Source organism: Pseudomonas sp. IT-P44 (assembly GCF_949768225.1).
Taxonomy (GTDB): Bacteria; Pseudomonadota; Gammaproteobacteria; order Pseudomonadales; family Pseudomonadaceae; genus Aquipseudomonas; species Aquipseudomonas migulae.
Window position 1 is genome coordinate 37,169 of record NZ_CATKQM010000006.1, and the last position, 25,231, is coordinate 62,399.

Below are 25,231 nucleotides of genomic sequence, written 5' to 3' on the forward strand. Positions count from 1 at the left end.
TTTCACCGCAGAATTAATATTTTATCTTGCTGTTCCGGGGTTAGCAATTTTATCCAGCCGTTAACCATACCCTGATTTCCGGGTGTAAGATTCCTATAATCAATTGGAACGATATCCGCCTTATCCAAATGGTCTATAAGTTGTCTTTGATTTTGCGATGCATTGTTTGAAAAAAACTTATTAATTTGAGCCGATCTACTTGAATCCGTCCACATAAAATCAACCGTTTTCCCAGAATATGGACCATCGACAAATACAAAGTCTGGATTTTTAGATCCAAGCGTCGGCTCTACCCGTTTCAACGTACTACCAAACGTATTCTCTAGTTGAACAGCTGCTTGTCCCTCATGCAACGCTAACTTCCCCTTATCAGGATCAAAGCCCAACTCTTGAATTCTTCCTCGATTACGCGAGGTGATCGGATTGATGGCATTCAGACCTGTATCTGTATCTTTATATACAGGTGATAACGACGTACCGACTCCTTTTGCACCAAGACCACCAGCAAGATACCCCTCCTCTGCCGTTTTCGCCACGCCACCTACGGCTCCCGAGGGTTTGATCTTTGGAATCCTCAGGCTGGCAGCATTCAAGGCTCCGACCACGATATTGGCGATTCCATTCCAGGTATCACCGTCGTAGACCTGGCCTGCGCCGTGCCCAGCTTGGAGTACGCCATTCGCTGCTGCGGCGACCCGAATCATCGTGCCGAGATTACCCGTCAGAAAATAGAGTGCTGGTGTCCCCAAGTCGCTCATGGCCTGCATTTCACGATTGATGCGCAGGTAGCCTTGAGCATCGCGATACAACATTTCGCTGGCGCTCTGGTCCCTGGACCAAAAGATGTTGCCGACTGACACACCGTCCTGAGCCCTCAAGCCATCGGCGTAGGCAATTCGCTCCTGCAGAGTACCGCCCGCAAACGGGTAATCCCGATAAGGAACTGGGCCGTTTTCCAACAAGTTGGCGATGCTGGCCTTGGCGGACTCTTCTCCGTATTTGAGGCTCTGCTCATAGCCGTACACCTGCAGGTATGCCACTAACTCGTTTTTTTCTGACATAGACAGGGACGCAGGATCGGCGTGAAAGCGCGCTAACAACCCATCACTGCGTTGATCTGCCCCCTGCAGCGTCATTATCTTTTTGGCCGCATCCAGGCTCTTGGTTTCCTCGTACTCCTTGAGAGCTCTGTCTCGCTCTGCTTGAGAGTGATTACCAAGGAAGTTGTACCGGGTGCCATTTTCAGCCACTTCCGCAGCAACGTTGGGATCCCCATTGGAGGCCGCAGCCCCCAGTACGCCGACGATCTTCGATAGCGCGACCAGATTTGCTTCCGCCTGGATGTATTCGGGCGTACCTGGCTTGAGATTCGAAGGCAGCAGCTTATCCCCAAGCAAGCCGATCAGAGCTTCGTTGGCACCACCTGCTATCGCGCCCGTGCGGAAGTCGCCCCCCATGGCCTCTGCCATCAACCCGCCCAAGGCCGAGTGAAGGAGAATTTTCTCCAGGCTACCGTCTATGGGTATCAGATCACCAATTTTTCCAGCGCCGTAGGCCCCGCCAACGCTCGCCGCTGTGCTGAGCAACGAAGTTGCGAGATTGTCCTTGAAGCTACCGCCATAGACGGCAGTTTTGATGGCAGCATCCGCGGTCACTTTCAAAGCGACCACCTTCAGGCTCTCGGTATTGAGGCCAACCGCCTTGGGGTTGTATTTGAGCCCCTGCGTAACGCCTGCCGTCGCCACCGAGACGGCATACCCTTTCAGGCTGTCCTTGGAAGTGACGTCCTTGAGCACCGCGCCGAGGTTGCCTCGGTTATCAATGGTACTGACCGTGGCCTTGGTCGCTACGCTTATCGCTCCAGCCTGCAACATCGCGTTCATGCCAACCATCATCGGCCCCATCACGGCCGCCAAGGCAATGGCAATGATCAACTGCGACGCGGGACCTAGCCCCGAGTTGTTGTACTTGAACGACTCATGGATTTCCTTGACCTGCCTCCAGTCAACATCCCCCCGTGCCTCCGCCTGCTTCAGCCAAGCCAATTGCGGATCAGCCTGGACCATCGCATCAATGGTCTGACTGACGGTTTGCTGATCAACCTGTTTGATGTCGATCTTCAGACCGTCGACCGCTTTGATCACGATGTTGCCTTTGGCAATCATCTGGGTCTGGCGCAATGTCTCGTCGGTATTGCCCTTGCCTTTGGATGAGTTCCAGAAAGCGTCGTTATCACTCTTGGTGTGGCTTTCATCATGCAGGTCCTTCACCGCCTCAAACGTGATGCTCCCACCACTGTCCAGCGTAATGTCCTTACCACTCTCAAGCTTGGCCACCTGATACAACTGATCCCCACCGCTCTCCAGCGTCAGGTTCCCTCCGCTGGTGATGTGACTGCCGACATATTTCACATCCGTCACTTCATCACGCTTGGTTTTCTTCGCCCCAAACGAACCTTTGGCCGTCATGTCATACAGCGTGTAATCCCTGTTTTCCGCGGCGAGCACGTTGAGGTTGTTGCCGGCGTAAACGTAGGCCTCGTCGCCTGCTGTCAGGTTACTGGCCCGCAGCGTTACATCCCCTGCGGCTTTGACCGACAGATTCCCCCCGCACTAAACTCGCTGGCTACCTGACGAGTCTGGTCATCGATCTCATGAATCTTTTTGTTGCCCTTCTTGTAGCGGCTCTCAAGGTTGTGTTCGTCCTCGGCCGAGATCAGGTTGATGTCTCCGTCGGCGCTGGCGTTCAAGTCCTTTCCGGCACTGGCCTTGCTGGCGACGGCGTTGAGGTCGCGACCGGCGTGCAGGGTCAGGTTGCCCGCGGCGGTTACGCTGGAGCCCAACTGGGTGAGGGTTTCTTCGGTGCGCATGCCGCGACGCAGGGCGTCGCGGGTGACGGTGCGGTCCTCCACTGCGAGCAGGTTGATGTCGTTGCCGGCGGTCAACGTGGCATCGCCGCCGCTGCTGATCTGGCCTTTGCTGGTCAGGTTGTTCGCGGCGTTGATGGTCAGTTTTGAACCGGCGCTGATGCTGCTGCCGGCATCGACCTGCGTGGCGCTGCCGGCGCCGATGTTGAAGGTCGTGGCGGTGCGGTCTCGTAAAGGGTGCGAACGACGCTCCCTGCCTCCAATTACTTCAATTGCAGTAATCGAACCATTCAAAAGAAGATCGTTTCTGTGGCAAGGGGCGGTCCCCTTGCCACAGTGGCCCGGACCTACTCAGTTGGGTCTATCTGATCCAACATCCGATTAGCCGTGATCTCCGCCAGCATGATGCTGTTGGAGATGCCCAGCAGGGCATTACGCGCTCCACCATCGAGAAGGTCCACCAAGTGATGGACCATCACATCGACCGAGGCCAGCGTCTCAACCAAAAAAACCGCCAGGGTTTCGGTCGTGACCTCTGGATCCACAGTAAATAGGGTGCTGGGTGTACGCGGGGTAGCTTTGATGTCGGCAGCCGACGGAAAGTGATAATCGAGAGCCCGCTCGGCGGCCTCGTTGAGTTTGTTTGAATCGGGTTCGTACGGGGATGCCGGATCGGTATCTGGCGGATTCGGTGTAGGCTTTATCATTTGCTGATACTCCTGAAGGAGCCGCCAATACTTCTCTACTAAAAGAAGGGTGGCGGCTGTGCACAGGTTAGTAGACCGGGGAGTATCAGCATTTACCGGCGCGCCGAAGCGCCCTGCGCACAGCCACCATCAAGGATAGGTAGGGAACTACCTGCCTGACAGAGCTTGAACACCTAACTGAAAACACCACGAGCTACTAAACCCGACCACTGATGGGCAGTGGCAGGGAAACAATAGAGTTCAGGGTCAAGGCACACAAGCCGGCGGATTCTGGCGTAACCGTAGGCAACGGCGCAAGGTCTTGTAGCTTTCAGGACGTAACGCTGAGCACTTTTAAACAAGCATCATTTCACGACCAAATGGAAGAGCGAGATAACGCACAAAACCCACGACGTTTTTCGAACTTGAATGATCCACCTATGGCGCCCCCTCATATACCACTCAGCTGGCGCAACTAATCACTAGAAGAGACCTGCTTCATCCAGTCCTCCCCAAGCCCAACCAAAATATTCATAACATTAGAGTACGTCAAGAATGGTATAGATAACGACGAGTGAAACAACCCAAACTCTACATCTAACGAAACGTAAAAATCCAAGTACCCTGAACGACTGCATTCGAAAAAGACTCCACATCCAAGTGGCTATGAATACTAGAAATATCGGCAAACAATATTTTGCACTCAACGTCACTCTCCATAAAGGAGAAACCTTCTACATGCACATCTATCTGTCCATATTGCAGATTAATCGAAAACAGGACTCACCCCTCTTTAGCAGCCTCATAAACGCACCCCCGTCCTAAGCCCTCTATACTTTTCATCCTTTTTAAAAGAGATCGTCGAGTTTTCACCCCCCTTTAAAAACTCCTTCAACCCATCCCTAGCTGCTAAAAATCCAAAAGAAAAACTTTGATTTATATTATTAACGCTGCCAGTTCCAAGCAAAGACCCTTCCGGAGATGCATAGCGACCTTTTATAGTAATTATTCCTGCGCCTTGGGACTGAGCGTAATTTCATCCCCTATCATTTCAGCATAATCAAAATATACCTCAGGACATGTCGCCTGCCCCCTTCACCTCTCAAAAATGTGGTCTGTACCCGTTATCTACGCATAGCAAAAACACGTCCTCTTCCATTCATTCTTTCGTCAAGAAGCCCACTGAGTTCTCTCGGGAAAATCACCACTTCTCATAAGACGAATTAGCTTCATAGCAGCTCTTTGAGACCATTCTCCTTTCATATCGAGAGGGCACTCTTTCAACACATGAATGGTTCCATCCTTCTTCCCAAGCCGGATTACTCCAATCTCAAGACCCCTACCGAACGTGTATTCAACATACTCTTCAGTTTCTGCAACTTTATCCATTTCAATATAAAATGCCATACAACCTCTCTCAGTTTCCTAGTGGACTCGGGTACCGAATCTGTGTTTTGTCATGCGAAACACCATAGTCAACTTTAAAAATGCCTTCAAATCTAGCTTCAAAATACTCATGTTTAAACAACTGGACGTCTTCTGCCTTGTAGGTTCCATTTTGGAATCTAGACCATGCGTCAGCGATACCTGCATCAGGATCAAAACGCCCTACACTTCCATCACGCATTATATGATCATTGAAGAACAGATGCTCCTTTACCTTTTCAACTTGAAACTCTGGAACACCTAAACTCTTAGCAATATCGGAAACATCCGTAGTAGAAGCCCGGATATTTTCGTATTGATCTCCCGCCCATTGTTCGCGCTTCAGATATTCCTCGACTGAGATTTCGCGAGCGCCAGTGGTATATGCCTTGCCGCTCCTATCTGCACCAGTAGCATTTAACCAGTTCGCCTCCGCACCAACCTCACCCAGCTTACCAATCCGCCCCGCCGGCAACAGATTAATTGCCATTTCCGCATCATATTTAGCTCGAACCGCCGCGCTAGCAGAAGTGTCGCCCTGCAACTGATACAGATAGGACAGTATTTCTACGTCATTCTTGTTATCACGGTAGCTGTTGAACAGCCTATCGGGGCTTGCCATCGAGAACAATAGACCGTTGGCGACCTGACTCATCGTGTCCGCGGGCTGGTTAAAAAGGCTACCGCCCAGCGCCCAGAAATTGGAGGCAGCTCCCGCAGCGGCGTCCCAATACCCTTTCGGCAACCCTGTGATTGAACCGGCAAGGAAACCGCCGATACCGTCACGGAAATTCAGATTTTTGTTATAAAAATCCTGGTTACGATAGTCCTCAGTTGTCGGAAAGAAATTGAAGTTTGGATTCAGATACTCGCCGTTAAGACGGTTATTCGCATACGCCTCTGGATGAGTAACGGCGTAATTTTGAAGCAGACGAACGGTTTCTTCTGGCGTGTAGCTCTTTTTGTCTCCGGGCACGGGAAAACCGTTGACCGTTGCAATGACATCATAACTATCCGCCAACGGCGCTAATGCAGCGCCTAAATGCTTGAGGGTGATGTCATCGGGTACCGACGATTTGGAGTCAATGACCTTACGCCAGCCGGCATCGGTGTAGTACACCAACGCTCTGGCCAATCGTTTCTCAGCCTCGGCTTCTGTGATACCAGCGTCCTTGGCCAATGCTTCCGCTTGCGCCTTAATCCACGGAATTTCTATAGGGTGTATCTGACGGTTGTACCGCTCAACATTGGAAGCAATTGCAGCACCGCTCATCTGCGCAATCGAACCACCACCTCCGGCTGCTGCCCCCAATCCTGCGGCGATCAAAGTGCCAAACGCATCTCGGCTTGCCAGTCCAATGTCGTAACTTTTCAGCACCTTGTCCAACGCAGGCATAATTGCCGCCGACGCGCCCGCGCTCAGGGCTCCATTCGCGACCGTGCCACTGGACAAGCCTTGTACTGCGCCCGCCAAGCTGTGCAACAAGACACGTGCTGAGCCACCTTCGACCCATGCCGCTTGTAGGTTTTTGTCTTCTCTGTGTATCGCATCCGCTAATTGTTGATCGGCATAGTCACCTATCTTTTTGTAGGTATCTGCCGCCGTGGTATTAGCGACCAAACCTACCGTCGTCGCCCCCCCCACACTCCCCATGCCTGCCGCAATCAAGCCCGCAGCGATGTCCGCCATAAAGCGTTTATCGCCTCCCACACCCCAGCTATCGTAATCATCACGCGCGGCATCGCGCTCCTTTTCGGTCGGCGCCGAATTGGCTTTGTCCAACGCCGCTTGCTGCTGGGCGTTGGCCATTTTGTCGATGATGTTTTGCGCGAGCTTAACCGTGCTCTGGACAAGTTCTATGCGCTCCTGCATGGCTTTTTCATCAGGCTTGTCCAGCGCCTGATTGGCGTTTTCAGTATCGCGATTCAATCCAACCAGATCATTCGCGCCTTCAGCGTTGCGCACGATGATGGTGCCTTCGCTGACCGCACTGCGGGTGCTGCTGTGCTCCGAATCTTTCAGTGACAGCGGAACGCTACCGCCCAGGCTCGAACCGGCATAGCTGCCATAGGACACCGTAAGGCCTGCCGATTGGGCGCTGATCTCGCTGGTGTTTTTGATGTCGCTGACGAACAAGCGATCGGTGCTGAGCAGGTTCTTGTCTGCCGAGGCCTCACTGGCAATCACCGCACCTTGAAGGGCGGTGTTTTTACCGACAGTGATGTCGTAACCGCCCTTCCCGGCGAACAAACCGCTCTGGTCTGTCACAGCCTTGTAGTCGCTGTTCATGTTGCTCGCAGCGAGGTTTACAGACGCCGCTACCGTTGAGCCATAACAGAAGGGTGGAATACAAATACTGGCGCCGAAACCGGTACTGCCTTGTTTGTTTTTCTGGCTCTCGGTGTCCTGGCGCGAGGTAATGTTGAGGTTGCCGTCAACTAACGCTTTGATGCTGTCGGCACGGATTTGCGCGCCAGCCAGGGTGGTGTCCTGCCCGCTGTGCAGTGAAAGAGTGCCGGTCTCCAGCGTGGTGTTGACTTGGGTGACCGAGCTGCCGGTGCCCATGCTCTTGGCGATGGAAGCGCCCAGGTCGAGGGTAAATCCATTCTGCTCACCCAGGTTGAAGCTGGCACCGATGGCGGTTTTGTTGTTGCTGTTGTTGTTAGCCCAGTCGGCGGTGTTCTGTGCGCTCTCCAGAATGATGTTGTCTTTCGCCAGCAATACGGTATCGGCGGCCTTCAAGCTGCTGCCTATAACATGAATATCACCCGCCGTTCCCGGCACGCCGCCATCGGCGATGATCAACAAGCTTTTGCCAGCATTGATCGTGCTTTGCTTGGCAGTCCGACTGGCGTACTCGCTGGTGCTTTTGCTGTGGGTGTTTGCCAGTTCGGTGCCGATCTTGATCAGAGATCCGTTACTGGCACTCCCCTGTTTGTTTGCATAGTCCGAACCCGCATTTTCGGTATCACCGGCCATGCTTCCCAGATCGTTGAGCGCCATTACCGCCTGAGCCAGCTTCACCGCTTTGAGTCGCGGATCGTCTGCGCTGTTGGCCGCTTTTACTGAACTGCGAATCGTATTGACCGTATCGAGGACCATGCCGCCTATGACCCGGCCTACCGCTAAACTGCTCGACTTGTCGGTACTGCTCTGACTCGCGCTTTCCATGCCGGCAGCGATGGTCACCTTGGCCCCGATCAGGCTCATGTTCTTGGTGCTGACGAGGTCGCTGGCAATCACGCTCAGTTCGCGACCACTGGTGAGGCTGACATTGCCCTCGCTGGAGCCGATGGTGCTCCCCGTCAGCGTGGTTTGCGCAGACTTGCCGGTGTGATTCTGACTGCTGACCGACAGGTGCTGGTTGCCGGTAATGTCATCGACGCCGAGCTTATTGCCCGTCAGTACACCGGTCAGATCGCGATTCTTTTCCTTATGGCGTTCATCACGGGTAAAGGTGTTTTCTGCTGCATTGATTGTCAGGTCGCGCCCGGCCTGTACGGTCAGATCCTGGGTACTGACCAGGGATGAGCCGGTAATTATGGCGTCGCGCTTGGCGGCAACATCCACGGTATTACCCGAGATCATGCTGCCGACAGCATTGGTTTGCGTCTCGGAAACCTGATCCTTGACCTTGCTCGACTTAAAACCGCCCCAACTGCTTTTGCTTGAGCTGCTTTCATGACGCATGCTGGTTGAATCAGTGGCAGCCACAATCTTCACATCATTGCCGGCAACCAGGCTGACGCCACTTTTCTCGGAGATGACATTGCTGCCTTCGACCAGCAGGTTGTTGCCGGCGAGTAACACGGTTTTGCCCTGAGCCGTCACCGAACTCCCGACGCTGGTCGTGCTGAAAATCTCTTCAAGCAGGCTCTTTTTGCTCGACGAGGTTTTCTTGGTCTGGTTGAAGAAGCGGTAGTCTTCGTCCTGTGCTGCCCTAATCAGCAAATCCTTCCCGGCGGCCAGATAGGCCTCATTCCCGGCACTCAAGTTACTGGCCAACAGCGTTACATCCCCTGCGGCCTTAACGGACAGATTCCCCCCCGCACTAAACTCGCTGGCTACCTGACGAGTCTGGTCATCGATCTCATGAACCTTTTTGTTGCCCTTCTTGTAGCGGCTCTCAAGGTTGTGTTCGTCCTCGGCCGAGATCAGGTTGATGTCGCCGTCGGCGCTGGCGTTCAGGTCCTTTCCGGCACTGGCCTTGCTGGCGACGGCGTTGAGGTCGCGGCCGGCGTGCAGGGTCAGGTTGCCCGCTGCGGTTACGCTGGAGCCCAACTGGGTGAGGGTTTCTTCGGTGCGCAGGCCGCGACGCAGGGCTTCGCGGGTGACGGTGCGGTCTTCCACTGCGAGCAGGTTGATGTCGTTGCCGGCGGTCAACGTGGCATCGCCGCCGCTGCTGATCTGGCCTTTGCTGGTCAGGTTGTTCGCCGCGTTGATGGTCAGTTTTGAACCGGCGCTGATGCTGCTGCCGGCATCGAGTTGCGTGGCGCTGCCGGCGCCGATGTTGAATGCCGTGGCGGTGCGGTCGTTGACGATGTCGCCTTTGAGGCTGGTGAGGTTGACCTTGTCGGCGCGGATTTCCCCGGCCATGGCGTTGCGGATGCTGTCTTGTGCCAGCAGGGTCAGGTTGGCGTTGGCCTGCGCCAGGCCGCCCTGCAAGATGCTGCCGCCGCTCAAGGCGCTGAGGTCTTCACTGGCGCGCAAAGTCCCGACGTTTTTCAGATCACCGCCGGTGATTATCTCTACGTTGCGCCCTTGAATCAGGCTGCCGCCGCGCAGATTTCGCGAGTCGACTTTGGCCAGGTACAGCACCGGCACCAGCACGGTTTCGCCGTTGATGACCCGTTCTTCCATCCAGACGATGTCGTGGGTCAGGGCGGCCACCTGCTGCGAGGTCAGCATGACGCCGACGCTCAGGTTCAGGGCGTTTTTGCTGCTGATGGCGTTGTCCATCAGGTACTGGAATTGCTCGTAGTCGCTGCTCAGGCCGTCGGCGAGGAAGCGCTGGCCGGTCTGGGCGCGCACGGCGTCGGCAATCAGTCGCGTTTCGTAGCGGCCGTCGCCCAGTCGGCGCGCGGCCTGGTCGGGGTCGTAGCCCAGCTTGCCGATCAAGTAGTCCGAGCTCATGAACTTCGAGAGGTCGACGAACGAGGGGTTGGTTTCGATCAGGTATTTGTTGGCCGGGTTGCGGCTCTGGGTGAACAGGCCGTAACTGCCTTGAGGCAGGCGGAAACTCGGGAGCGAGGTCGGGTCGATGCCGACGAAGGCTGCGCCGGTAAAATCGACCGGGACAAAGCTGACTTTTACGCTGCCGTCGACAGCGACGGTTTCAATGCGTTTGACGTCCTTCAACGGGCCCGGGCTGCCCACCGGGCTGGCGAGGATTATTTGCTGGCCACCGGCGCCAAAGGCCTGGCTGTCGAGGGTGGCGCCGATGAGTTGGGCGTTCCCCTGGTTGGTGAGGCTGCCGTTGACCAGCTCACCGCTGACGTTCAGTTTCAGCGCCCCACCGGCCTGCACGGTGCCGACATGGGTCGTGTTGTTGCCGGGCATGATGGTGTTGGTGATGTTCTCGATCGGGTATTTCGTCACCTCGATCGGAATCGGCGCTTGACTGGCGAGTGGCTGCCCGGCGTAGTTGGCGTTCCAGGCGTTGGTCGCGGCCTCGGTGACCCGGTAGGCACTCTTGCTGACGCCGTCGAGGAAGTAGTTGATGTTCTCTTCGCGATTGTCGAGGGTGAAGCCACGGTTATAAAAATTGCTGGCCGTGATGGTCGTGTGGCGGTTGGCGGCCAGCAGGCTCTGGCCGTTGGTGACGGTGACCGCGTCTAGCAGCAGGTCCTGGTTAGCCAGCAGTCGCGACGCCGGGGAGTCCTTGAGAATGCTGCCTTCGTAAAGGGTGCGGACGATGTAATAGCCGGAGTGAGTACCGCCGCTGCAATCGGTGCAGTTGATCACGATGCGGCGGCTGGCGATGCTTTGGGTGGCTTCGAATTCGGCCTTTTCGTTGGTCAGCTCGCGCACCTTGATGTCGATGTCACTGCCGCTTTCGATGCTGCCGGAGCGGTTGATCAACTGGCTGGCCTTGCCGCCATCACGGGCCGCGAAGCTGAGTTTTCCTTTGCTGTAGAAGTCGGCGTAGCGGTTGAGCAGGCTGTCGGCGCGCAAGGTCATGTCGGCGCCGCTGAAGATCAGGCTGTCCGCCCGGTTGTTGATGTCTCGGGTAGCGCTGAGGGTGAGTAGCTGTTGGGCGCCAAGGGTGCCGCCGTTGTCGATGCGGTCGGCGACGACGCTCAGATTGGCGCTGGAGGTCAACCGGCCGAGGTTGTCGAGCGTGCCGCTCAGGACCAGTTCGCCGTCGCCGGCACTGGCGATTCGGCCGTCGTTCTGGGTCACGTTGACCGCTTTGATTTTCAACGCCTGCTGGGTCGAAATCAGCCCTTGGTTCGTCAGGTTGCCGGACAGCTTGAGGGTGAGGTCGCCGTCGCTGAGCAACTCGCCGGCATTGCTCAGGCTGACCGCATCCAGGCTCAGGCTACTGGCGCTGGCAATGCGGTCACCGGCTTGCAGGGCGATGCTTTGCAGGCCGCTGATATCCAGCGCACCGTTGACATGCCAAAGGCCGATACCGTCGACGTTTGTGATTTTCCAGTCGCCACTGCCGAGACCGACCAAGCGCCCCTGGGCGCTGAACAGGCTGGCGGTGTTCACGCTGAACTGACCGGTGGCCGCGTGTTCGATCTGCCCGGCGCCGTTGCGCAAGGTGCCGGCCTGCAGGACGAAGTTGTCGCTGCCGATGGCGATGTGTCCGCCACGGTTATCCAGTTCGTTTTGCAGGGCGATTCGACTCAAATCACCGAAGTGCGCCAGAAGTCGGCCCCCGGCACTGTTGTCCAGGCTCTGCCCATCGAGCTGCAACTTCTGGCTGGATTCGATCAAGCCACCCTGGTTGATCAGACGATCCACCGTCAATTGCAGGTTGCCTGCCAGGCTGACAAGGCTGCCGCCACTGTTATTGACGTCACCCGCGGTCAGGCTGACGCTGCTCGCGCTGAGGGTGCCCGACTGGTTGTCCAGACGGCCCTGACCCAAATCGAGTTCAGCGTGGCTGCCACCGGCGGTGATGTTGCCTTGTTGGTTCTGTAGCCCTTTGGCTTTCAGTTTCAAGCCGTCGCTGCCCGCGAGCAGTTGGCCGCTGTCACGGTTATCAACGGCGGTTTTGGCGTCGACCTCCAGACGGTTGCCAAGCACTTGCCCGGCGCGATTGTCCAGATTGCCTGACGTGGTGGTCACTGCCACTTTTTGCCCGACTACGACACCTGCGCGGTTGTCGACGCTGCCGGCTTTGAGTGCAACATCACCGGCGGTGGCTTGCAGCCGTCCCTGCTGGTTGTTGACGGCTTGATCCACCGTCACGGTCAGCGCGCCGCTGTCCGCCACTACGCGGCCCTGCTGGCTGTTGTCGAGGTGGGTGGCGGTAACGGTGACCGCCTTGCCGAGCATCGCACCGTTCTGGTTGATGACCGTTGCGCCGCTGACCACCAGATCAGTCTTTGCCTGAAGGGTGCCTTCGGTGTTGTCGAGCCGTCCGCCGACCGTCACTTTTGCGAGCGCCGCGTTCGCGCTCATCAGCCCCTTGCGATTATCGAAGTCTTTTTCGACGTTGGCGGTGAGCTTGCGCGCAGCAATGACCTGGCCCGCGTTGCGCAGGTTTTTGGCGTTGATCTGCACGTCGCCCGTCAGGTTGTGGGTGTTGTCGGCATTGATCCCGGCTTCGATGATGCCGAGGTTGGTCAGTTGGCCGTTACTGGCCAGCATCACGTTGCCGCCTGCAGCGATGCTCTTCTGATTGAACAGGTCTTCACTGGCCGTGACGTTCAGGTTGCCGCCGGCGTACAGCGGGCCATCCGCTTGCACACTTTGCGCCTTGACCGTGAGCGCGCCGCTGGCGCCGGTGGTCGCCAGTGTCAGCTTGCCATTGACGTCGAGGTTGAGATCACCGGCACTGGTCGCCATCTCCCCGCCGAGTTTGACGCCCACGCCCTGCTCGGTGCCCACCAGTTTGATCGCACCGGCGTACATGCCGCCGAGCGCGCTGCTGTCGATTGCCAGCATTGGCGCTGTGGAACCATCCGCCGCCAGTGGCTTGGCCGACAGGCTGGTGGCGTCAACGTTGTTGCGCCCGGTAATGACGTTGAGTTTTTTCGCGTAGAGGTTGGCGTTGATCGTCGCCGAGCGGGTGATGAGGTCGAACTGATCGATGTTGCTCGCGTTGAGCCCGGCACCTTCAATGGCAATGCTGCCTTGATCGACCTGGAAGTGATCGACGCGACCCGCGCCATCAAGCACCGGTTTGCCGGTGGTCAAGGTCACGCGCGGGGTGTTGATGAAGCCGCAGCCGTTGCAGGTGATGCCATAGGGGTTGGCGACAATGACGTGTGCCGACTGCCCCGCCACTTCGGTGTAACCGCGCAACTGGCTGGGGCTGCCGCCGATGACTTCGTTGAGGATCGTCTGCGCCGAACCGCTGTTTTTCAGGTTCGGGTTACCGATGATGATGCCGCCCATTTGCGTGAGCGAAGTCTGCGCCGAGCCGTTGTTGAGAATCAGCCCTTGGGCGCTGACGTTGTAATCATGGAACTGGTTATGCGACAGACCGCTGCCATTGGGCGTGGCGATGTTGACGATTTGCATGCCGTTGCCGGCATTGTCCAGCGTAGTGCCCGGCGTAGCGACCACAATGCCGTCGGCCTGTGCCCACATCGGTTGCCAGAACATGACGTTGGCCAGCAGGAACGCCAATCCGCGCTTGGGCATGCCCCAGAAGTGCTCGCGGGTTTTCACCACGGCAGAAGACTGGCGAGCGAGGAAAGCGTACTGGCGAACGTCCATGTGGAAGGTCTCGATGCAGCGAAATTAAAGGAAGAAATCCACGCGGAAATAGATCGGCGCTTCACGCTCGGTCAGGGTGTCCGGGCGTTCCAGGGAGTGGGCGAAGGTCACGCTGGCGGCGACATGCTGACCGCGTGCAAACAGCTCCACCGAGTTGCTGGACATGCGCCCGTGCTGATCGTCATTGAAACGATTGCCGCGGATCACGCCCTGGTCGTAACCGAGGCTAGTGCCGTATTCAGCGAACACCGGGCGCAGCCATTCGGCGCTCACTGGACGGGTCCAGCGCAGATCGTTGCGCCAGTAACCGCCACTGTCGCCCGACAAGGATTGGTCCTTGTAGCCACGAATCGACGATTGCCCGCCGAGGCTGGTGCGTTGCGAACTGAACAACACGTCTTCACTGCGCTGGCCGGTCATCAGGCTGGTGAAACTGAACGACTCGCCCCACACCTTGAACGGTTGCAGGTAGGACGCGACGGCCATGTATTTGCGGTAACGCGCATCCGGCTCGCCGGGGGCGGGATGGTCATTGCCCTGAGCATCGAGTGCGCCGATGCCTTCCTGCATACCCAGGTCGAGGTTGACGAACGCGCTGCCGACGCGCCGACCGTGATTGATGCCGAACTGCGACTCGGTAATCCGGTTGCTGCTGAACTTGAGCTTGCTGTCTTCAATGAAGTTGTTGGTGCGCAAATAAGAGAGGCCGGCGCTGAGTGAGGTCTTGCTCATGGCATCGCGGTGAATCACCCGCTCGGCCCGCAGCTGATGGTTTTCGGTGTCGCCGGTCAGCTTAAAGGGGTAATCGTTGGCGACAAGCTGCGTGCGGTACTCGTTCTGGGTGTAGGTGTAACTGAAGTCCCACCAGCCCCACGGCAGGCTGTAATACAGCGTTGCGTTGTTGGATGTGTGCTGGTGATCGGTCATCACATCGCCACCGCCGCGCAGCATCAACTGATCGGCCAGCCCCAGCGGACTGTCCCAGTCCAGCGTCGTGCGCCACTGCTGCTCGCCGGTGCTGCGCTGACCGTCGTTGCTGCGCGACAACCCGACGCGCCAAGGCTTTTGCGGTGTGTTCTTGACCAGGATTTCGCTGCCGCCGACGTTCTGGCCCGGGGTCAATTCCATCTGCGCCTGATTCGACGGCAAGCGGTTGAGCTGATCAACCATCTGTTCAATTTCACGCAGATTGACCAATCCGCCACTCTGGCCCGGAAAAGCCATGGCCAGTTCGCGGTCCGAGAGTTGGCTGCCCTGCGCACCTTTCAGACCTTCAAGCCGCCCTTCAACGACCAAGACTTTTAAATGCCCACCGGACAAGTCCTGCTGCGGCAAGTAAGCGCGGCTGGTCACCAGGCCTTTTTCGATGTAGCGAGTGGTGATGACCTTGAGCAATTCGTTGAGCTGAGAGACGCCCAGGCATTGGCCGATGTAGGGCTTGAGCAAGCGTTCGCGTTCACCGGCAGAAAGGCTGTCGGTGCCTTTGAGTTCGATGTCCTGGATAGGGAAGCAACGGCTGTCGGCAGGTGCCGAGGGCTGGACCGGTTTCACTTCCTTGCCGGGCAACTCTTTAAGCTCTTCGAGGCGCCGACGCTGCTCTTCGAGCAGACGATCCTGGCGTTCACGGATGAGGTCGGTTTCACCGGGAGTGGGCGCGGCATGAGCGAGATTCAGTGGAGAAAGGCACAGCAAAGCCAGGCACAACCTCGCCACGAGGGCGGGCAGAGACATGTTCGATCCCTCGAATTAGGGCGTAATAGCAAAATAGTGGCGCGATGTTAGATGGCCACTATCCTGACGTCAATTATTCATCCTGCCAGGAAACGCAAACCGATGAGCGCTATCGCCTGAAGCAGACCAATCCGGGAAACGGCAGGAAACCTCTGAACGCATGCCGGAAGAAAAACCAAGGGCAACAGGACGATTCCCAGGCGCTGTTTCCACCGTGTGCAGCAAGCGGAACTTTAAGGTCCCGAGTGGCCTCAACCGATTAACCGCCCAAAACGGAACCGAGGCCCATTCCATGAAAACCTTGCTGAAACTCACCCTCGCCGCCACCCTCGCTTGCGCCCTCCCCGCCTGGGCTTGCACACCCGAGGAGGCCACCGCCAAACGCGAACAACTGGCCAAGGAAGTGGCCAAGCTCACCGAGCAGAATCCGAAGAAGGCCAAGGAGATCAACGATGAGCTGCAGAAAATGGATTTGGGCACGGCCAGCGCGGATCTGCCGGACAAGTGCCAGTTGATCGATCAGCGAATGAAGGAGTTGGAAACGGCGGATAAAAAAGCTGAAAGCTGACCTGTAGGAGCCGGCTTGCTGGCGATCGCCTCAACGCGGTGTGTCAGGGAGAATCGCCAGCAAGCCGGCTCCTACAAGGGATTGCATTCCAATTTGCGGGCGTAAAAAAACCGGACATTTGTCCGGTTTTTTTATGGGATCGCTACGGCGCTTTATTCAGCAGCCGGGGCTTCCGGCTTGCGGCGCTTGAGCGGGGCCATGCCGTCCTTGCTGACCAGCGACAGGGCGTCGGTCTTCGGGCGGTTGGCGATTTTGCGTTTGGTCGGTGCCTTGGCGCCGGTTTTCTTCTTCTCGCCCTTGGCGTCGACCTTTTTCTTCTTCACGCCAACCGCTTTGCCCGATGCCTTGACCTTTTTCGGTCCGCCGTAGGTGCCTTTGACTTCCTTGATGGTGCGGCGCTCGAAGCTCTGCTTGAGGTAGCGCTCGATGCTCGACATCAGGTTCCAGTCGCCGTGGCAGATCAGCGAGATGGCCAGGCCATCGTTGCCGGCACGACCGGTGCGACCGATGCGGTGAACGTATTCGTCGCCGCTGCGCGGCATGTCGAAGTTGATCACCAGGTCCAGGCCGTCAACGTCCAGGCCGCGAGCGGCAACGTCGGTGGCCACGAGGATTTTCACGCCGCCTTGCTTCAGGCGATCGATCGCCAGCTTGCGGTCTTTCTGGTCCTTGTCACCGTGCAGCACGAACGCTTTGTATTCCTGCGCCACCAGGCGGCCGTAGATACGGTCGGCCATGGCCCGGGTGTTGGTGAACACGATGGCCTTCTGATAGGTCTCGTTGGCCAGCAGCCAGTTCACGATCTGCTCTTTGTGCTGGTTGTGGTCAGCGGTGATGATCTGCTGACGAGTGGTCGCATTCAGGTCGCTGACGTTGTTCAGCTGCAGGTGTTCCGGGTTGTTCAGAACCTTGGCAACCATCTCGCGCAGGCCCGAACCGCCAGTGGTGGCGGAGAACAGCATGGTCTGCTGGCGATTGGTGCACTCGTCCACCAGACGCTGCACGTCTTCGGCAAAGCCCATGTCCAGCATGCGGTCGGCTTCGTCGAGCACCAGCACTTCGACTTCTTTCAGGTCGAGGTTGCCGGCGTTCAGTTGCTCGATCATCCGGCCCGGCGTACCGATCAGGATGTCCGGCACCTTGCGCAGCATGGCGGCCTGGACCTTGAAGTCTTCACCGCCGGTGATCAGGCCGGATTTGATGAAAGTAAATTGCGCAAAGCGCTCGACTTCCTTGATGGTCTGCTGGGCCAGCTCGCGAGTCGGCAGCAGGATCAGGGTCTTGATGCTGACGCGGATTTTCGCCGGGCCGATCAGACGGTTGAGGATCGGCAAAACGAAAGCAGCGGTTTTACCGCTACCGGTTTGCGCTGTCACCCGCAGGTCACGCCCTTGGAGCGCCAGCGGAATAGCCGCTGCTTGCACAGGCGTTGGCTCGACAAATTTAAGCTCGGCCACGGCTTTGAGCAGGCGTTCGTGCAGGGCGAATTGGGAAAACACGGGTGCTACCTCGAAGAAATACAAAAAAACAGCTGCATAGGGTAACGGTTTCGAGCGCGAAGGCCGAGTTTCTTTATGCAATCGACCGTAAACAGTGGCTTTTTTGTTGCCTCTTTTGTCCTTAAACGTCATGCAAAGCGTCTTAAATGCTCTAATCGGTCCGACACGGACAATAGAAGAAACGGTTTTACCCATGGATATCAAACAGCTCTGGCTCAACGTCCAAGACATCTGGGGTGCTCTCGATCAGCATCCGCTCCTGCATTCCGGCCTCGGGCTGCTTCTGTTGCTGGTGGTGGCGCTGACCCTCGGACGAGTGGCGCGTTACCTGATCCTGCACGCGACCAAAATGCTCGGCCGCCAACCCGCGTTGCACTGGGTCAACGACTTTCGCCAGAACAAGGTGTTTCATCGCCTGGCGCAGATGACGCCGTCGCTGGTGATCCAGTTCGGCCTGCACCTGGTGCCGGAGCTGGGCAAAACCAGCCTGATTTTCCTCGGCAACGTCGCACTGGCCTTCACCATTCTGTTCCTGGTGCTGGCGATCAGCGCCCTGCTCAATGCGTTGCTGGACATCTACGCCCGCACCGAACACGCCCGCACCCGCTCGATCAAAGGCTACGTGCAACTGGCGAAAATGGTGTTGTACGTATTTGGCGCGATCATCATCGTCGCCACGTTGATCGACCGCTCGCCGCTGTTGCTGCTGTCGGGTCTGGGCGCCATGTCGGCGGTGATTCTGTTGGTCTACAAGGACACCCTATTGTCGTTTGTCGCCAGCGTGCAGTTGACCAGCAACGACATGCTGCGGGTCGGCGACTGGATCGAGATGCCGCAAGTCGGCGCCGATGGCGATGTGGTGGACATCACGCTGCACACGGTCAAGGTGCAGAACTTCGACAAGACCATCGTTTCGATTCCGACCTGGCGCCTGATGTCCGAGTCGTTCAAGAACTGGCGCGGCATGCAGCAGTCCGGCGGACGACGGATCAAGCGCAGCCTGTTCATCGACGCCAGCGGCGTGCGATTCATCCGTGATGACGAAGAGCAAAAGCTGTCCCAGGTGCACCTGCTGACCGACTACATCAGCCGCAAACAGGCGGAACTCAAGGCCTGGAACGAGGCTCAGGGCAACGTCGCGGCAATGTCGGCCAACCGTCGGCGGATGACCAACATCGGGACCTTCCGCGCCTACGCGCTGGCGTATTTGAAGAGTCACCCGGAGGTCCAGCCGAACATGACCTGCATGGTGCGGCAGATGCAGACCACGGCGCAGGGGATTCCGCTGGAAATCTACTGCTTCACCCGCACTACGGCGTGGGCGGATTACGAGCGGATTCAGGGGGATATTTTCGATTATCTGCTGGCGGTGCTGCCGGAGTTTGGCTTGAGCCTTTATCAGCAGCCGAGTGGCGGGGATCTGCGGGCCGGGTTGCTCCCGGCGATGCTAGGCGCAAGCCACATCCCCGAACCCGAAAAACACATCATGTAAACACCGCCTCTGTAGGAGCGAGGCTTGCCCGCGAAGGCGGTGTGTCAGGCAACATTGATGTCGACAGACACACCGCCTTCGCGGGCAAGCCTCGCTCCTACAGGTTGCAGAGTTGATTTAGCAACACCGGGGTTACTTGACCTGACGCTGCGGCGCCTTGTGCACCATGGTGTAGGCGTAATCCACACCCATGCCATACGCGCCGCTGTGTTCCAGTACCAGTTCCATTACCGCCTCGTAAGTGTCTTTGTGTGCCCAGTCACGCTGGTATTCCAGCAGCACTTGTTGCCAGGTGACCGGCACCGCGCCTGCCTGAATCATCCGCTGCACTGACATGTCGTGAGCTTCTTTGGTGGTGCCGCCAGACGCGTCGGTCACGATGTACACCTCGTAGCCTTCAGCCAGGGCTTCCAGCGCCGGGAAGGTCAGGCAGACTTCAGTCCAGAGCGCAGCAATGATCAGCTTCTTGCGGCCGGTGGCTTTCACCGCGTCAACCAGCGCCTTGTCTTCCCAGGAGTTCATCGAGGTGCGCTCGATCGGCTTCTGCTCTGGGTGAACAGCCAGCAACTCCGGCCAGATGAAGCCGCTGAAGCTTTCGGTTTCCACCGAGGTGTAGATCGTCGGCACGTTGAAGATCTTGGCGGCCTTGGCCAGGCCGACGGTGTTGTTCTTCAGGGTCTGACGATCGATCGACTGCACGCCGAACGCCATTTGCGGCTGGTGGTCGATCAGGATCAGGGCGGAGTTGGTTGGGTTGAGCAGTTCACGAATAGACATGGCGCGTTCCTTTTGATGTCGATAATTCAAATCAGTAATGGGTTAGTCGACGCGGCTTCCAGAGGCTTTGTCGTCGGCTTGGATGTCACTTTAGGGGCTAGCAAGGAAAGGGACAATTACCTAAAATCGAGAATCATTGATTCTAAAATAGGGACAATCATGGATCGCATCGAATGCATGCGCGCGTTCGTCGTCACGGTCGGCGAGAACGGCTTCGCCGCCGCTGCACGGGCAATGGATGTGCCGCGATCAAAAGTCAGCAAACAGATTCAGGCGCTGGAGGAAGCCATCGGTGTGCAACTGCTGCAGCGCACCACGCGCAGCCTGCACCTGACCGAGGCTGGCGCGGAGTATTTCGACGCGGCGCGGGAAGTACTGGCCTCGCTGGACGAGGCCGAACAGCGTGCCCGTAACGGCATCGGCGAGTTACGCGGGGTGCTGCGGGTCAATGCGCCGATGTCCTTCGGGTTGCGTCGACTGGGGCCGCTGATTCCGCTGTTTCATGAACAACACCCGAACATAGAGCTGCAACTGGTGCTCAGCGATCAGCAGGTTGACCCGGTGCGCGGTGGTTTCGACGTGACCATCCGTATCGCCAGCATGCCGGACTCGACGATGATTGCCCGGCAACTGGCGCCGGCCCCGCGAATCATGGTCGCTTCACCTGCGTATCTCGAACGCGCAGGCACTCCGCAGACGCCGCAGGATCTGCGCACCCATCAATGTTTGAACTACGGGTATTTGCAAAGTGGCGTGAGTTTGCAGCTGTGCAACGGCAAGGAAACCCAACGGGTCAACGTCACAGGCCCGCTGCACGCCAACAATGGCGACTTGCTTGCCCAGGCAGCCGAGGCCGGCATGGGCATCGCGCTGTTGCCCAATTTCATTGTCGAGGATGCGCTGGCGGCTGGCCGGTTGGTGCCGGTGATGTGTGAATGGCAGGCGCCTGCGATCACGATTAACGCGGTCTATCCATCGGCACGCCGGGTGCCGCAGAAGACCCGGACGTTCATCGAATTTCTGGTGGCGCAACTGGCAGAGAAATAACACAAAACTTTGTAGGAGCGAGGCTTGCCCGCGAAGGCGATGCCTCAGCCGACATCAATGTTGCCTGGCAGGCCCCGTTCGCGGGCAAGCCTCGCTCCTACGAAGAGCGGATTGCGGTGGGTCTGATGCCCAACCGGCTGATCCACACCGCCATCAAAATCACCGACCCGCCAAAGAACAACCGCCCCAGCTCTTCATGCTGATTCCAGATCAGCAGATTGATCAGCAACCCCACCGGCACATGCAGATTGTTCATCACCGCCAGCGTCCCGCCATTCACCAGGCACGCGCCCTTGTTCCACCAGTACAACCCCAGCGCGGTCGAGACCAGGCCGAGGAACACCAGCACGCCCCATTGCAGCGGTGCTTCGGGCAGGAAGTTCTGTTTGCCGAACAACAGAAACGCCGGCAACGCCACCGCCAATGCGCCGAGATAGAAATAACCGAAGCGCCGGTAATGCGGCAGATCGCTTGGATGACGCGCCACCAGATGCTTATAAAGCACCTGCCCGGCGGCGTAGGTGAAGTTGGCCAGTTGCAGCAGCAGGAACCCCATGAAGAAATCCGGGTTGATCCGGTCGTAGCGAATCACCGCCGCGCCGAGCACCGCCACCAGCGCCGCGACCAGGGCCCATGGGTTGAAGCGTCGGTTCAGCGCGTCTTCGATCAGCGTCACATGCAGCGGTGTGAGGATGGTGAACAGCAACACTTCCGGCACCGTCAGCACCCGGAAGCTCAGGTACAGGCAGACGTAAGTCACGCCGAACTGCAACGCACCGATCAGCAGCATGCCGCGCATGAACGCAGGCTCCACCGAGCGCCAGCGCGTCAACGGTATAAACACCAGCCCCGCCAGCAGCACGCGCACCAGCACCGCGAAGTAACTGTCGACATGACCGGCCAGGTATTCGCCGATCAGACTGAAGGAAAACGCCTGGATCAGCGTGACAAAAAGTAGATAGCCCATGCTCGCCTCGTTTTGAATGGCGGCGACGATAGCGGGTTTTGCCGATGATCGCGAGAACACACAGATCCCTGTAGGAGCGAAGCTTGCTCGCGAAGACGGTGTGTCAGCCGCTATCTCTGTTGACTGTGACACCGTCTTCGCGAGCAAGCTTCGCTCCTACAGGTTTGTGGCAAACCACTAAATCGCAGGCAAAAAAAAGCCCGATCTCGCTAAAGCGTTCAATCGGGCTACAGCACTCAGGAGCAACAAGTGCAAAGGGAGGTCGATGCGCGTACAGGCTTGAAGGGTTGCGCCAGGTCACTAGACCATCCAGCGATTATCTGGCGATTAAAGCCTCAGGCCACTTGGGAAAGCTTGGCGTTGGCCTGGTTCAGGCCCTTCTCCTGGAAGTCACCGCCCAGGTTCATGCCTTCTGCGTGGATGAAGGTCACATCGTGGATTCCGATGAAACCCATGACCTGACGCAGGTACGGTTCCTGATGATCCGCGGTGCTACCGGCGTAGATCCCGCCGCGAGCGGTCAGCACGTAAGCGCGTTTGCCGCTGAGCAGGCCTTGCGGGCCGGTGTCGGTGTATTTGAAGGTCACACCGGCTCGCAGCACGTGGTCGAGCCAGGCTTTCAGCGTGCTGGGGATCGCGAAGTTGTACATCGGTGCGGCCATGACCAATACGTCGGCGGCCAGCAATTCATCAGTCAACTGGTTGGAGCGCTCCAGGGAAGCCTGTTCGATGTCGTTGCGCTGCTCGGCGGGTTTCATCCAGCCGCCCAGCAGGTTGATGTCCAGGTGCGGCACCGGATTGACAGCCAGGTCACGGACGGTGATCTGGTCGTTCGGGTGAGCGGTTTTCCACTGGCTGATGAAGGTCTGGGTCAGTTGACGCGAAACCGAGTCTTGCTGACGGGCGCTGCTTTCGATGATCAGAACGCGGGACATGGGATGTAGCCTCCATCTGAGAATGCTGTAAGTCGATGGAGTGAAGGTTAAACAGAGTCATATCGATGAAAAAGCGCAAATAACTGCTATAACCCATCAATAAATTCGTTTATAAGCTGAGCATGACCTGTGGGAGCGGGCTTGCTCGCGAAAGCGGTGTGTCATTCAACCAATATGTCGACTGATACACCGCTTTCGCGAGCAAGCCCGCTCCCACAGGATCTCGGTGTTATTTCGGGGTGCAGGTCAGGTTGATGCGCATCTTGATGATGGTCCGGTTGAACTTGGCAGTGGCATTTTTGTGCTTGCCGGCCGCCACTTCGATATTGCGGGTGCGCGGCGCTTCCGGACCGTTATTGAAAACCACCTTACAGACTGCATCGGTGCTGCCGAAGTTGTTGACCTGTATGGAGGCGATGTCGGTATCCGTGTCATACGCGTTGTAGTCGATGTCCATGCCGTTCAGCTGTTTTTGTACGTCGATCGGGTAGGCAAACGCAGTCAACGGCAACATCGCCAGCACCACACAACAGAATTTTTTCATTCGGCAGTCTCCAATAAGGACCGCCAGCTTAGGACAAGAGGAGCTCAAGATGAAAGCGCCCCGCGTGACCCTTGATCAATGGCGAACGTTACAGGCCGTGGTCGACCACGGCGGTTTCGCCCAGGCCGCCGAAGCGCTGCATCGCTCGCAATCGTCGGTCAGCTACACCGTGGCGCGCATGCAGGATCAACTCGGCGTGCCATTGCTGCGTATCGACGGCCGCAAGGCGGTACTGACCGAGGCCGGCGGCGTCTTGCTGCGTCGCTCGCGGCAACTGGTGAAACAGGCCAGCCAACTGGAAGACCTGGCGCATCACATGGAACAAGGCTGGGAAGCCGAAGTGCGTTTGGTGGTCGACGCCGCCTACCCCAGCGCCCGCCTTGTCCGCGCCTTGACCGCGTTCATGCCACAAAGCCGTGGCTGCCGCGTGCGTCTGCGCGAAGAAGTATTGTCGGGCGTGGAGGAAGTCCTGCTCGAAGGCGTGGCCGATCTGGCGATCACCGGCTTTAGTATTCCCGGCTATCTGGGCGCGGAGTTGAGCGACGTTGAATTCGTCGCCGTCGCCCACCCCGAGCACGCCCTGCATCGATTGAACCGTGAACTGAATTTCCAGGACCTGGAAAGCCAGATGCAGGTGGTGATCCGCGACTCCGGCCGTCAACAGCCACGCGACGTCGGCTGGCTCGGCGCCGAACAGCGCTGGACCGTCGGCAGCCTGGCCACCGCCGCGACGTTTGTCAGCAGCGGCCTGGGATTTGCCTGGTTGCCGCGGCACATGATCGAACGCGAACTGAAGGAAGGTACGCTCAAGCTGCTACCGTTGGATCAGGGCGGTAGCCGGAACCCGAGTTTCTACCTGTATTCAAACAAGGAAAAACCCTTGGGCCCGGCCACGCAAATCCTCATCGAACTGCTGCGCACCTTCGACACCGCGCCGCTGGATGCGCCCTTCGCTGCCCCAGAACAAGCCTGACACGGAGTGATCGCATGGCCTATTTCGAACACGAAGGTTGCAACCTGCACTATGAGGAATATGGCCACGGCACGCCGTTGCTGCTGGTTCACGGGCTCGGTTCCAGCACCCTGGACTGGGAAAAACAGATCCCGGCATTGGCGACCCGCTACCGGGTGATCGTCCCGGATGTGCGCGGCCACGGTCGCTCCGACAAACCCCGAGAGCGCTACAGCATCGCCGGGTTCAGCGCCGACCTGGTTGCCCTGATCGAACATCTGAACCTCGGCCCCGCACATTACGTGGGACTTTCGATGGGCGGCATGATCGGCTTCCAACTGGCGGTGGATCAGCCGCAATTGCTCAAGAGCCTGTGCATCGTCAACAGCGCGCCCGAGGTCAAATTGCGCAGCCGCGACGATTACTGGCAATGGTTCAAGCGCTGGAGCCTGATGCGTGCGCTTAGCCTGGGCACCATCGGCAAGGCCCTTGGTGGCAAACTGTTCCCCAAGCCGGAACAGGCTGAATTGCGTCAAAAGATGGCCGAACGCTGGGCAAAAAACGACAAACATGCTTATCTCGCCAGCTTCGACGCGATTGTTGGTTGGGGGGTTCAGGAACGACTTTCCAGGGTGTCCTGTCCAACCCTCATTGTCAGCGCCGACCGCGACTACACGCCGGTCGCGCTGAAAGAGAACTATGTAAAACTGCTGCCCGATGCGCGGCTGGTGGTGATCGCCGATTCGCGTCACGCCACCCCGCTGGATCAACCCGAACGCTTCAACCAAACCCTGCTCGAGTTTCTCACCGCAGTCGACACCACCACACTCAGGATCACTGACC

Annotated in this window: 15 protein-coding genes and 1 pseudogene; 5 read left to right on the forward strand and 11 right to left on the reverse strand. The window is 57.8% G+C overall.

The annotated features are described in order from the left end of the window. Window positions 1-2 precede the first annotated feature (2 nt). From ACM6IO_RS02540 to ACM6IO_RS02565, 6 genes are all read right to left on the reverse strand, one after another. Entirely contained in the window at window positions 3-2,507 is a 2,505-nt protein-coding gene (locus tag ACM6IO_RS02540; RefSeq protein ID WP_414910852.1) for a DUF637 domain-containing protein, read from the reverse strand. Between the two features lie 65 nt (window positions 2,508-2,572). Beyond that, window positions 2,573-3,160 carry a hemagglutinin repeat-containing protein gene (locus tag ACM6IO_RS02545; protein ID WP_414910853.1) on the reverse strand — a complete coding sequence of 196 codons (588 nt, stop codon included), beginning with the start codon at window positions 3,158-3,160 and terminating at the stop codon, window positions 2,573-2,575. Window positions 3,161-3,213: 53 nt separating this feature from the next. Beyond that, window positions 3,214-3,573 (reverse strand): DUF6124 family protein, encoded by a 360-nt coding sequence (locus tag ACM6IO_RS02550; protein WP_207286306.1) that lies wholly within the window; start codon window positions 3,571-3,573, stop codon window positions 3,214-3,216. Window positions 3,574-4,722: 1,149 nt separating this feature from the next. Next, window positions 4,723-4,959 carry a hypothetical protein gene (locus tag ACM6IO_RS02555; RefSeq protein ID WP_207286305.1) on the reverse strand — a complete coding sequence of 79 codons (237 nt, stop codon included), beginning with the start codon at window positions 4,957-4,959 and terminating at the stop codon, window positions 4,723-4,725. Between the two features lie 10 nt (window positions 4,960-4,969). After that, the gene (locus ACM6IO_RS02560) at window positions 4,970-13,876 is read right to left on the reverse strand and encodes a hemagglutinin repeat-containing protein (protein WP_414910854.1); all 8,907 of its coding nucleotides are present in this window, start codon (window positions 13,874-13,876) and stop codon (window positions 4,970-4,972) included. 24 nt (window positions 13,877-13,900) lie between these two features. Continuing rightward, window positions 13,901-15,607 carry a ShlB/FhaC/HecB family hemolysin secretion/activation protein gene (locus tag ACM6IO_RS02565; protein ID WP_414910855.1) on the reverse strand — a complete coding sequence of 569 codons (1,707 nt, stop codon included), beginning with the start codon at window positions 15,605-15,607 and terminating at the stop codon, window positions 13,901-13,903. 292 nt (window positions 15,608-15,899) lie between these two features. On the opposite strand from ACM6IO_RS02565, the gene ACM6IO_RS02570 reads away from it, so the two are divergent. Continuing rightward, window positions 15,900-16,175, forward strand: a complete 276-nt coding sequence (locus ACM6IO_RS02570) for a hypothetical protein (RefSeq protein ID WP_253405724.1) — start codon at window positions 15,900-15,902, stop codon at window positions 16,173-16,175. 152 nt (window positions 16,176-16,327) lie between these two features. Here the strand turns inward: ACM6IO_RS02570 and ACM6IO_RS02575 are convergent, their stop codons facing one another. Continuing rightward, complete coding sequence (locus ACM6IO_RS02575) at window positions 16,328-17,674, reverse strand: DEAD/DEAH box helicase (RefSeq protein WP_008034278.1); 1,347 nt, start codon at window positions 17,672-17,674, stop codon at window positions 16,328-16,330. 193 nt (window positions 17,675-17,867) lie between these two features. Here ACM6IO_RS02575 and ACM6IO_RS02580 point away from each other — a divergent pair, with 193 nt between their 5' ends. After that, window positions 17,868-19,166 (forward strand): mechanosensitive ion channel family protein, encoded by a 1,299-nt coding sequence (locus tag ACM6IO_RS02580; protein WP_008034280.1) that lies wholly within the window; start codon window positions 17,868-17,870, stop codon window positions 19,164-19,166. 132 nt (window positions 19,167-19,298) lie between these two features. Here the strand turns inward: ACM6IO_RS02580 and ACM6IO_RS02585 are convergent, their stop codons facing one another. Continuing rightward, a complete protein-coding gene (locus ACM6IO_RS02585; RefSeq protein WP_008040938.1) occupies window positions 19,299-19,943 on the reverse strand; it encodes a hydrolase in 645 nt (214 codons plus the stop codon). 159 nt (window positions 19,944-20,102) lie between these two features. Here ACM6IO_RS02585 and ACM6IO_RS02590 point away from each other — a divergent pair, with 159 nt between their 5' ends. After that, window positions 20,103-20,990 (forward strand): LysR substrate-binding domain-containing protein, encoded by an 888-nt coding sequence (locus ACM6IO_RS02590; protein WP_414910856.1) that lies wholly within the window; start codon window positions 20,103-20,105, stop codon window positions 20,988-20,990. A 97-nt stretch (window positions 20,991-21,087) separates the two neighbouring features. Here ACM6IO_RS02590 and ACM6IO_RS02595 read toward each other — a convergent pair whose 3' ends face one another. The 3 genes from ACM6IO_RS02595 to ACM6IO_RS02605 form a co-directional block, all read right to left on the reverse strand. Further along, the gene (locus tag ACM6IO_RS02595) at window positions 21,088-21,957 is read right to left on the reverse strand and encodes a carboxylate/amino acid/amine transporter (RefSeq protein WP_223481451.1); all 870 of its coding nucleotides are present in this window, start codon (window positions 21,955-21,957) and stop codon (window positions 21,088-21,090) included. A 335-nt stretch (window positions 21,958-22,292) separates the two neighbouring features. Then, on the reverse strand, window positions 22,293-22,892 hold the full coding sequence (locus ACM6IO_RS02600) for an FMN-dependent NADH-azoreductase (protein WP_008034287.1): 600 nt from the start codon (window positions 22,890-22,892) through the stop codon (window positions 22,293-22,295). Between the two features lie 229 nt (window positions 22,893-23,121). Next, window positions 23,122-23,436, reverse strand: a complete 315-nt coding sequence (locus ACM6IO_RS02605) for a hypothetical protein (protein ID WP_008034289.1) — start codon at window positions 23,434-23,436, stop codon at window positions 23,122-23,124. 49 nt (window positions 23,437-23,485) lie between these two features. Here ACM6IO_RS02605 and ACM6IO_RS02610 point away from each other — a divergent pair, with 49 nt between their 5' ends. Next, window positions 23,486-24,409 (forward strand): LysR family transcriptional regulator, encoded by a 924-nt coding sequence (locus ACM6IO_RS02610; RefSeq protein ID WP_008034291.1) that lies wholly within the window; start codon window positions 23,486-23,488, stop codon window positions 24,407-24,409. A gap of 14 nt (window positions 24,410-24,423) precedes the next feature. Then, a pseudogene (locus ACM6IO_RS02615) lies at window positions 24,424-25,229 on the forward strand (alpha/beta fold hydrolase). The last annotated feature ends 2 nt before the right edge of the window (window positions 25,230-25,231 follow it).